General features: G+C 73.7%; 8 protein-coding genes and 1 pseudogene. 4 read left to right on the top strand and 5 right to left on the bottom strand.

The window, feature by feature from the left end:
- A partial coding sequence (locus G5C51_RS36045) for a LacI family DNA-binding transcriptional regulator (RefSeq protein WP_165244077.1) occupies positions 1–1,010 on the bottom strand: 1,010 nt, incomplete at its 3' end.
- Positions 1,011–1,240: 230 nt separating this feature from the next.
- Between G5C51_RS36045 and G5C51_RS36040 the strand changes: the two genes are divergently transcribed.
- Positions 1,241–2,029, top strand: coding sequence for an SAM-dependent methyltransferase (locus G5C51_RS36040; RefSeq protein ID WP_338118427.1), 789 nt, complete (start codon positions 1,241–1,243; stop codon positions 2,027–2,029).
- Between the two features lies 1 nt (position 2,030).
- Here the strand turns inward: G5C51_RS36040 and abc-f are convergent, their stop codons facing one another.
- Together abc-f and G5C51_RS36030 are read right to left on the bottom strand one after the other, a co-directional pair.
- The gene (gene abc-f, locus G5C51_RS36035) at positions 2,031–3,662 is read right to left on the bottom strand and encodes a ribosomal protection-like ABC-F family protein (protein WP_420824895.1); all 1,632 of its coding nucleotides are present in this window, start codon (positions 3,660–3,662) and stop codon (positions 2,031–2,033) included.
- A 144-nt stretch (positions 3,663–3,806) separates the two neighbouring features.
- On the bottom strand, positions 3,807–4,979 hold the full coding sequence (locus G5C51_RS36030) for a CapA family protein (RefSeq protein WP_240930162.1): 1,173 nt from the start codon (positions 4,977–4,979) through the stop codon (positions 3,807–3,809).
- Between the two features lie 160 nt (positions 4,980–5,139).
- Here G5C51_RS36030 and lnt point away from each other — a divergent pair, with 160 nt between their 5' ends.
- Positions 5,140–6,663 carry an apolipoprotein N-acyltransferase gene (lnt, locus tag G5C51_RS36025; protein WP_165244071.1) on the top strand — a complete coding sequence of 508 codons (1,524 nt, stop codon included), beginning with the start codon at positions 5,140–5,142 and terminating at the stop codon, positions 6,661–6,663.
- On the opposite strand, the gene G5C51_RS36020 is transcribed toward lnt, so the two are convergent.
- Both G5C51_RS36020 and G5C51_RS36015 read right to left on the bottom strand, forming a co-directional pair.
- Positions 6,605–7,513 (bottom strand): Gfo/Idh/MocA family protein, encoded by a 909-nt coding sequence (locus G5C51_RS36020; protein ID WP_165244079.1) that lies wholly within the window; start codon positions 7,511–7,513, stop codon positions 6,605–6,607. The genes lnt and G5C51_RS36020 overlap by 59 nt on opposite strands.
- Before the next feature lie 20 nt (positions 7,514–7,533).
- Positions 7,534–8,757 (bottom strand): FAD-dependent monooxygenase, encoded by a 1,224-nt coding sequence (locus tag G5C51_RS36015; protein ID WP_165244069.1) that lies wholly within the window; start codon positions 8,755–8,757, stop codon positions 7,534–7,536.
- A 74-nt stretch (positions 8,758–8,831) separates the two neighbouring features.
- Here G5C51_RS36015 and G5C51_RS36010 point away from each other — a divergent pair, with 74 nt between their 5' ends.
- Both G5C51_RS36010 and G5C51_RS36005 read left to right on the top strand, forming a co-directional pair.
- Positions 8,832–9,404, top strand: coding sequence for a TetR/AcrR family transcriptional regulator (locus G5C51_RS36010; protein ID WP_165244067.1), 573 nt, complete (start codon positions 8,832–8,834; stop codon positions 9,402–9,404).
- A gap of 68 nt (positions 9,405–9,472) precedes the next feature.
- A pseudogene (locus tag G5C51_RS36005) lies at positions 9,473–9,741 on the top strand (hypothetical protein); the annotation flags it as partial.

Below are 9,741 nucleotides of genomic sequence, written 5' to 3'. Positions count from 1 at the left end.
GACTCGCCGCGCTCGACGCGGCAGGGCAGCAGCCGGTGCATCTCCGCCGGGCGGGTGTCGCTGCCGATGAGCTCGACCAGCAGGTTCAGGGCCTCCTCGCCCATCCGCTCCCGGGGGATGCGGAAGCCGGTCCAGGCCAGGGGGTCGTCGGCGACGGGCACTTCGGGCTGGCCGAGCACCGCGATGGACAGGTCACCGGGCACGTCGAGGCCGCGGGCGGCGGCGGCGTCCCGTACCGCACCCGCCAGCTGGCTCTCGGCGAGGACCAGACCCGTGAGGTGGTTGTCGGCGGCAAGGTCGACGATCTCGTCCGCGGTCAGCTCGGCCGAGTCGAAGGAGGTGGGCCGCAGCCCGGCCGCGCGCATCGCGGCGCGGTAGCCGGCGAGGCGGTCGAGCAGCGACTCGCGGCCGCTCGTCTCGCCGACAAAGCCGATCCGCTCGTGGCCGAGCCCGAGCAGCAGCTCGACGACCTCGCGGGTGGCACCCACGTAATCCGCGCCGACATACGGCAGCTCGGCGTTGCCCGGCAGCTCGCGACGGCCCACGAAGACGAACGGGAAGCCGTCGTTGATCAGCTCGACCAGCTCCGCCTTGTCCTCCGCCCGCCCCAGCAGCACGCACCCGTCGGTGACCCGCAGATGCGACCTGACCTGCCCGGACAGCCGCCGCCTGCCCCCCTCCACCGGCGCGCTGGTGAACAGCAGCAGGTCGCTGCCGCAGCGCTCGGCCGCGGTCTCGATACCGACGAGGAAGGGGTGGTAGAAGTCGCCGCCGCCGCGCGGGAAGACGGGTTCGTACGCGAAGACCCCGACGATCCCGTTACGGCCCCGGGCGAGCCGCTGGGCGACCGGGTTCGCGGAGTAGCCGGTCCTGCTGATGGCGTCCAGGACGCGCTGCCGGGTGCCCGCGCCGACCCGCTCGGCCTCGCCGTTGAGGACGAGCGAGACGGTGGCCTGGCTGACGCCGGCGAGGCGGGCGACGTCGGCTTGGGTGACGCGGCTCGGTGGCATGACGGCTCCGTAGTTATGCGCATAACTTGATGACCCGGCTTCGGCCGAATCGGCAGAGTGCGGTGGGTACGGATGCTTGTCAGCCGGGAGCCCGGCGTCAAGGGGTGTGCACGAGAGACATTTTCGTTATGCGTATAAGCAGGTACGGTGAATCCCACCCGGGGCGGCCGGAGCCCCTGACAACTCCGGCCGCCCTGCGCACACTTGATCGGATACGGCATGATGTCCGCGTGACCGACAACGAGAGCGTGGACCCCAACGTCCCCCACAACGCCCGCGTCTGGAACTACCTCCTCGGCGGCAAGGACAACTACGAGGCGGACCGCAGGCTCGGCGACCAGGTCGCCGATATGCTGCCGGCGGTCAAGCTGATCGCGCGCGGCACCCGCGAGTTCCTGAAGCACACCGTGGAGCACCTCGCCGGTCCGCTGGGCATCCGCCAGTTCCTGGACATCGGCACCGGGCTGCCCACCGCCGACAACACCCACGAGGTCGCCCAGCGCACGGCGCCGTCCTCGCGCGTGGTCTACGTGGACAACGACCCACTCGTGCTCGCCCACGCCCGGGCGCTGCTCACCTCCACCCCCGAAGGCGCCACGCAGTACGTGCACGCGGACGCCGGCGATCCGGAGAAGGTGCTGCAGGAGGCCGCGCAGACGCTCGACTTCGACCAGCCCGTCGCTCTCATGCTGCTGAGCATCGTGCACTTCTTCGACGACGAGGATGCGGCCAGGGTGGTCCGCACGCTCCTCGACGCCGTCCCCTCGGGCAGCTATCTGGCGCTGGCGCACGGCACCTTCGACCTCGACGGCGAGCGCGACCAGGACGTCGTGGACACGTGGAACGCCAGCACCACGACGCCGCTGCACGGCCGGTCGAAGGAGGAGCTGGCCGCGTGGGTGTCCGACCTGGAGGTGCTCGACCCCGGCATCGTCTCGGTCACCAACTGGCGGCCCGAGGGCCTGTGGACCCAGGCCCCGGCCGTGCCGCAGTACGGGCTGCTGGCCCGGAAGCCGTAGCTCAGACGTAGCCGGCCGCGACCACGCCCCGCACCACTCCGCCGCTCAACTCGATCCGCTCCCCCGCGAACCGCTCCCGGAACCCGCGGTCGTGCGAGACCGCGACGACCGCGCCCCGGTAGCCGGCAAGGGCCTCTTCCAGCTGCTCGACCAGGTCGAGCGCGATGTGGTTCGTCGGCTCGTCCAGGATCAGCAGATCGGCGGGACGGGTGACGAGCCGGGCCAGCTCCAGCCGCCGCCGCTGACCGATGGACAGTCCCGCCACCGGCACATGGAGATCCTCCTCGCGGAAGAGTCCCAGCGCGAGCAGCTCCTCCGCGTGCTCCTCCGGCTGCCCGGGCCGCCCGGCCGCGTACGCCGCGAGCAGCGGCCGCCGCGTGGGCACGGGCCGCAGCTCCTGCGCGAGATACCCGATCCGGGGCGTTCTGCGTACGGTGCCCGCGTCCGGCTCCAGGTCACCGGCCAGCAGCCGCAGCAGGGTCGTCTTCCCCGCCCCGTTGGGCCCATTGACCAGCAGCCGCTGTCCGGGGGCGAGCACCAGCCCGTCGATCCGCAGCCGGTCCCCCACCACGACGTCCGCGAGTTCGGCCACCGGGCTGTCGCCGCCGCCTGCTGTGGCCAGCCCGGCCGTGAAGCGCAGCGGCTCCGGCGGGGCGGCGACGGGATTGCGGCGCAGCTCCTCCAGCCGCTCGCGGGCCGCGCGCACTTGACCGCCGAGCTTGTTCTCGTGCGAGCGGCGGTGTTTGCCGAAGCCCTGTCGCGGGTCCTTGCCGGTGCCGGCGAGGCGCTGCCCGGCGGCCTCGACCAGCGCCTCCGTACGGGCCAGTTCGTCCACCCACTCCTGGTGGTCCTGCTCGCGGCGGCGCCGCTCCGCGGCCTTCGCGGTGCGGTAGCCGGTCCAGCCGTCGCCGTACCGGGCGACCGACCGGGTGTCGCGGTCGACCTCGAGGATCGTCGTGGCGATGCCCTCCAGGAAGCCGCGGTCGTGGGTGACGGCGACGACGGTGCCGTGGTGGCCGCGCAGGTGGTCCTCGAGCCAGCGCACCGCCGCCGCGTCGAGGTGGTTCGTCGGCTCATCGAGCAGCAGCAGCTCGGGCGCCGCCGCCAGCACGCACGCGAGCGCGAGCCGCGACTCCTCGCCGCCGGAGAGGGTGCCGAGGGTGCGGTCGCGGGTGATGTGGGCGAGGCCGAGCCCGTGCATGGCGGCATCCACGCGGGCGTCGGCGGTGTAGCCGCCGCGGGCCTCGTAAGCGCTGAGCAGGTCGCCATAAGCGGCCAGCTCGGCATCGCCGGCCTCACCCAGTCGCTCCTCGGCCGCGCGCAGCTCGCGCTCCATCGCGCGCAGGTCGGCGAGCGCGAGGTCGATGGCGTCCTGGACGGTGCGGGCGGGGTCGAGGCCGAGGGTCTGGGCGAGATGGCCGACGCCGCCGGGGAAGGCGACGGTGACCTCGCCGGAGTCCGGCTGCTCGACGCCGGCGAGCAGCTTGAGCAGCGTGGACTTGCCGGAGCCGTTCTCGCCGATCACGGCGGCCCGCTCGCCGGGGCGGACGGTGAAGCTGACCTGGTCGAGGACGGAGCGGGTGCCGTAGGCCTTGGCAGCGTCCTTGACGGACAGCTGGGCGACGGCGGGCATGGCGGTATGGGCGCGTTCGCGCATAGTTCTTTCCCTGAGGCTCAGAAAGGAGTCAAGACGGGCGTGCGTGACCGCGGCGACTGCGGCGGTCGGGCCCGTTCTCAGAGAAAGAAGTAGTGACGCATGCCTTCACGATACAAGACGTTACGTCTCGTCTCCAACCGGGTTTCCCGGATCACCCTCGTGCAGTCCGTCACGCTCCGCGCCCCGGCTCAGCACCCCGGCCCTGATCCGGTCCCGCGGCTCGGGATACGTATCCGGCGTCGCGAAGCCCACCCGGAAGGGCGGACCGGCGTCGGCGTGCTGCGGCAGATACTCCGCCTTCGTCACCCGCCACCCCCGCCCGCGCGGGGTGAAGGTGAAGCGGGCCGCGGAGCTGTCATTGCCCAGCGCCTTCTCCGGGCCGAAGCTGGCGACCTGGTCGCCGAGCCCGTAGACGACCCAGGTGCCGTTGACCTTCTCGTACGGCTGCGGGGTGTGGTTGTGCGTCCCGATGACCAGGTCGATGGCCTTGCGGCCGCCCTTTTCCGTACGGGCCTTGGTGAGCCGGTCCGCCACCACCAGCTGGGTACGGTCCGGGGCCTGCTGCCATTCGGTGCCCCAGTGCACGCTGACCACGACCAGGTCGGCGCCCGCCTTCCGGGCGGCGCGGGCGTCGGCGACGATCCGGTCCGTGTCGAGGAGGTTGACCGACCAGGGGCGGCTGGGCGGGGCGGTCTTGTCGTTGGTGTGCAGGGTGTACGACAGCTGCGCCACCCGCGCGCCGCCGGCCCGCAGCAGCGCGGGCTGGGCGGCCTCGTCCTTGCTGCGGCCGGTGCCGGCGTGCTTGACGCCCGCGTCGTCGAGGGCGATGAGGGTGCGGTCGATGCCCGCGGTGCCCTGGTCGAGCGCGTGGTTGGAGGCGGTCGAGCAGCCGTCGTAGCCGGTGTCGCGCAGGGCGGCGGCGAGCTGCGGCGGGGAGGCGAAGTCCGGGTAGCCGGTGAAGGGCCCGGCCGCCGGGGCGAAGGTCGTCTCGAGATGGCACAGCGCGATGTCCGCGCTCTGCACCACCGGACGCACCCCCTCGAAGATCGGCCGGAAGTCGTAATCGGCGCCACCGGCGTCGGCCTTCGCCTGCGCCATGATCGACGGATACGGGATGACGTCGCCGGTCGCGAGCAGCGTGAACGGATGGTGATCCGTCGGCACCGCCACGGGCCGCGAGGTCCCGTCCCGCTCGTGGGGCGCGCCGGCCGCGGAGCCGATAAGCGCGATGCCCGCGGCGATCGCCGTGATGCTCGCGGCGGCCGTCGCCGCCATCCGTCCGCCGTCCCTCATGGCACCCAAGACTGCCGCTCCGCACCGTTAATACGACTTTCCGACGCGGCTCATTCGCCCTGATGGACCAGCCCATTCGGCGCAGGTTAAACCTGCCGTTCCCCCTGTGATCCAGAGCGTCGCTGCCGCACACTGGCCAGCAGCACGAAGGGGGTGGGACATGACCCGGCAGCACCTGAAATGGCGGCTCGCCGCCCTCGCCGCGGGCGCGCTGCCCGCCCTCGCCTTTCCGGCGCCCGGGCTGTGGTGGCTGGCCTATGGCGCGGTGGTTCCGCTGCTGCTGCTCGTACGGGCGGCCGGGACGCCGCGGCAGGCGGCGCTGCTCGCGTGGTGCGGCGGGACCGGCTTCATGCTGGCGGTGCATCACTGGCTGCTGCCGAGCCTGCATGTGTTCATCCTGCTCATCGGCGCGCTGCTGGGTGCGCTGTGGGCGCCGTGGGGGTGGCTGGCGCACCGGCTGCTGCGCGGCGAGCCGGGTCTGGCGCGGGCGGCCGCGGCCGTCGTGCTGGTGCCGTCCGGGTGGCTGCTGGTCGAGCTCGCCCGCTCGTGGGAGTACCTCGGCGGGCCGTGGGGGCTGATGGGCGCGAGCCAGTGGCAGGTGCCCGCCGCGCTGAAGCTGGCGTCGCTGGGCGGCGTGTGGCTGGTGGGGTTCCTGGTGCTGGCCGTCAACACCCTGCTGGTGCTGGCCGCTTCGGGCCGCCGGGCCCGTACCGTCTCCGCCGTCGCGCTCGCCGCCGGGGCCGTCACCGTCTCGTCGGCGTGGCTGTGGGCGCCGCGGCCCGGCGACGCGGGCACGTCCCGTATCGCCGTCGTCCAGCCCGGCGTCGTGCGCGGCTACGAGGCCCGCTTCGACCGCAGCGAGGAGCTGACCCGCGAACTGGCGGGCCGCGACCTCGACTTGATCGTGTGGGGCGAGTCCAGCGTCGGCGCCGACCTCACCGATCACCCGGACTTCCGCCGCCGCCTCGGCGCGCTGGCACAGCAGACGGACGCGGAGATCCTCGTCAATGTCGACGCCCGCCGCTCCGACCAGCCCGGCATCTACAAGAGCTCGGTGCTGATCGGCCCGGACGGGGACGTCCGCGGGCGCTACGACAAGCAACGCCTCGTCCCGTTCGGCGAGTACGTGCCCGCCCGCGATCTCCTCGGCTGGGCCACCTCCGTCGGCAAGGCGGCGGGAGAGGACCGCAGGCGCGGCGAGGAGCCCGTGGTGATGCCGCTCGCGGACGGGCTGAAGACCGGGCCGCTGGTGTGCTTCGAGTCCGCCTTCCCCGACATGAGCCGGCATCTGGCCGCGAACGGCACCGACCTGCTCATCGCCCAGTCCGCGACCTCCACCTTCCAGGACAGCTGGGCCCCGCAGCAGCACGCCTCGCTCGCCGCCCTGCGCGCCGCCGAGACCTGGCGGCCGATGGTGCACGCCACGCTCACCGGGGTCAGCGCCGCGTACGGCCCGGACGGCTCCAAGGCGGGCGCCTGGCTCGGCACGGACGCGAGCGCCGCGACGGTGTACGACGTGCCGCGCGGCTCCGGCACCAGCCCGTATGTCCGCTACGGCGACTGGCCGCTGGGCGTGGCGCTCGGCTCGATCGCGCTCTACTGCGCGGCGGAGGGGCTGCGGGCCTTCAGGCGGCGGACTGTTCCTGGACCGACCGTACGACCCGCTCGCACAGCTCATGAGTGAGCAGCGCGTCCGCGGCGCTCAGCACCTTCCCGGCGCGTACGGCGTCGAGGAAGGCGAGCACCGCCTGCTCCAGGCCGCGCTGGCGGGCCACCGGCACCCAGTCGCCGCGGCGGCGCACGCTGGGCTGGCCCTTGTGGTCGATGACGTCGGCGAGGTTGCGGACCTCGCGCTTGGTGTCGGCGCCGGAGACCTCGAGGATCTCCTCGGTGGAGCCTGACATGCGGTTCATCGAGCCGATGGCGGTGAAGCCGGCGCCGGAGAGGGTCAGCACGACGTGGTGCAGCAGTCCGTCGCGTACCCGGGAGCGGACGTCGATCTGCTCGATGGTGCCGGGGGCGAGGAAGCGGAGGGTGTCGACGACGTGGATGAAGTCGTCGACGATGAAGGTCCGCGGGTCCTCGGGCAGGCCGACCCGGTTCTTCTGCAGGATGATCAGGTCCCGGGCGTGCTCGAGGCACTGCGCGTAGCCGGGGGCGTAGCGGCGGTTGAAGCCGACCGTGAGGGAGACGCCGCGGTCCTCGGCGAGGCGGACCAGGCGCTCGGAGTCGGCGAGTTCGTACGCGATGGGCTTGTCCACGTACGTCGGGACGCCGGCCTCCAGCAGGGCCGTGACCAGCTCGGGATGGGCCGCGGTCGCGGCGTGCACGAAGGCGGCGTCGAGGCCGGCGGCGAGCAGGGAGCCGATGTCGGTGTGGCGGTGCGCGGCCGGGATGCGGTGCGCGTCGCCGGTCTCGTCGAGGGTGGCGCGGGTGCGGGTCATCAGGTGCGGCTCCAGGCCCGGCTGGGCGGTGAGCACCGGCAGATAGGCCTTCCGCGCGATGTCGCCGAGACCGATGATCCCCACCCGCAGCGTTGCGCCGCCCGCCATGTTCAGCCTCCTGTGCCGTCACTTCGTGAGCTGGCAGCATACGGGCCGCCTCCGGCACCCGGCCCCGGCGGTCGCCAGTCGGCGATGCCGTCCATGCTGCGCAGCATCAGGCCGGGGCCGAGGCGGGCGACGGCGGCGATGAGGGCATTACGGACGGTGACGGCGGGGGCGGCTCGCAGGGTGGTGGCGCGGCCGGCCTGCGCGGAGCGGCGCGCGATCTGCTGGGTGCGCGGGAGCCGGTCGCGGGTGTAGGCGGCGAGGGCGTCCGGGACCGGGGTCGCGCCGGTCGCGATGTGGTGGGCGAGGACGACGGCGTCCTCGAGGGCCTGGTTGCCGCCCTGGCCGAGGCTCGGGGGCATGGCGTGCGCGGCGTCGCCGATCAGCGCGGTGCGGCCCCGGTGGTACGCGGCCAGCGGCGTGCGGAGGTGGCGGACGTCGTTGCGCAGCACCTCGTCCTCGCGCGCGGCGGCGATGAGTTGGGGAATGGGGGCGTGCCAGGAGCCGAAGCGGCGCAGCAGCTCCTGCTTCTCGCCGTCGGGTGAGCGGCCGCCCTCGGGGACGCCGGCGGTGCCGTATGCGTACACCCGGCCGTCCTTGAGCGGCTGGCTGCCCCACATCTCGCCCCTCCCCCAGGTCTCGTGCGGCACGAAGGGCATATCGGGGGCGGGCACGACGATGCGCCAGGCGGTGAAGCCGGCGTAGGCCGGGCCCGGGTGGTCGGGGAAGAGGCGGGCGCGGACGGCGGAGTTGACGCCGTCGGCGGCCACGACGAGGTCCGCCGCGACCCGCTCGCCGCCCAGCTCGACGGCCGCCTGACGGTCGCCCGCGCCCGGGTCGATCAGGTTGGCAGTGACGCCCAGCTGCACGGCTCCCTGCGGGATTTGAGCCGCGAGCAGGTCGATCAGGGTCGCGCGGTGCACCATCGCGATCGACCCGCCGAAACGTTCCGCGGCGGCTGACGTGTCGGTACGGGCCAGCCACCGGCCGCCCGGGGTGCGCAGGCCGCCGCTGCCCTGCCAGGCGGCCTGGTCGCGGACGGGGTCGCCGAGGCCGAGGGTGTCCAGGGCGCGCTGGCCGTTGGGGGCGACGGCGAGGCCCGCGCCGACCGGCTCCAGCGACGCGGCGCGCTCGGCGACGGTCACCCGCCAGCCCGCCCGGTGCAGCGCGGCGGCGGCGGTCAGGCCGCCGATGCCGGCTCCGATGACGACCGCGTGCGGTTCATTCATGATCCCCACATCCCTTCACTACATCTGTAGTGTCACCGTACTACGGGTGTAGTGAAATGCGCTAGGGTCGCCGTATGAACCCCCGTCAGGAAGCCGTCGCCGACGCCGCGCTCGCTCTCCTCGCCGAGCGCGGCCTGCGCGGCCTCACCCACCGCGCCGTCGACGAGCAGGCCGCCCTGCCCGCGGGCGCCACCTCGAACGTCGCCCGCAGCCGCGCCGCCCTCCTCGAACTGGCCGTACGCCGCCTGGCCGACCGCGAGAGCCAGGTGCTGGCGGTCGATGAATTCCCGGCCGAGGGCGGCGGCGTCACCGCGCTCGCCGACGCGCTGTCCCTCGCCCTCCACCGCTCCCTGACCGGCCACCGGGACCTGCTGGTGGCGCGGTACGAACTCGCCCTCGAGGCCACCCGCCGCCCGGAGCTGCGCGAGATCTACGACCGCTCGGGCCGGGTCTTCCGTGAGATGACGGAGGCCATGCTGCGCGCCGCCGGGGCCGGGGAGCCGGAGCGGCAGGCGCTGTCACTGGTGGCGTGGTGCGACGGCATCCTCTTCACCTGCGCGGCGGGCTCGTACCAAAGCCAGCGGGTGACGCGGCAGGAGCTGCGGGCGCGCGCGGAGGAGCTGCTCCGCGGCATGGCCGTGAAGTAAACCCGGCGCCCGCGGCGTCACCCCTGCAGGGAATTCCCAAGTCCCGCGCTGGACTGCAGTGTTACCGGGTGCCTTCAAAGCCCGCAGCCGCGCTCCTTTGCGCCGTGGCGGTCGTCTCGGTTGCCACCGGGTGCGTCGCCGCCGAGCCAGGACCCGCTCCCGCGCCGGAGACGTCGCGGCCCGAGCCCGCCGCCGGCGTGCTGCCCCATCCGCAGGTGCTGCCGGGCCCGGCACGCGAGACCGTGGCCACCGTCGGCCCGCCGGTACGCCGCTCCCCCGCCCCGCGCGCCGCGGCTCCGGAGCGTACGGCCGCCCCGGCTCCGGAACCGGCGCCGGG

It is taken from the genome of Streptomyces coryli (assembly GCF_011044975.1).
Classification (GTDB): Bacteria; Actinomycetota; Actinomycetes; order Streptomycetales; family Streptomycetaceae; genus Streptomyces; species Streptomyces coryli.
The sequence above is the reverse complement of the archived record's forward strand: the minus strand, read 5'-3'. Positions and strand labels throughout refer to the sequence as shown.

Excerpts from the sequence above, each read along its gene's own strand:
- abc-f (WP_420824895.1), bottom strand. The coding sequence starts at position 3,662 with ATGCCCGCCGTCGCCCAGCTGTCCGTCAAGGACGCTGCCAAGGCCTAC.
- lnt (WP_165244071.1), top strand. The coding sequence starts at position 5,140 with ATGACCCGGCAGCACCTGAAATGGCGGCTCGCCGCCCTCGCCGCGGGC.
- G5C51_RS36010 (WP_165244067.1), top strand. The coding sequence starts at position 8,832 with ATGAACCCCCGTCAGGAAGCCGTCGCCGACGCCGCGCTCGCTCTCCTC.
- G5C51_RS36030 (WP_240930162.1), bottom strand. The coding sequence starts at position 4,979 with ATGAGGGACGGCGGACGGATGGCGGCGACGGCCGCCGCGAGCATCACG.
- G5C51_RS36015 (WP_165244069.1), bottom strand. The coding sequence starts at position 8,757 with ATGAATGAACCGCACGCGGTCGTCATCGGAGCCGGCATCGGCGGCCTG.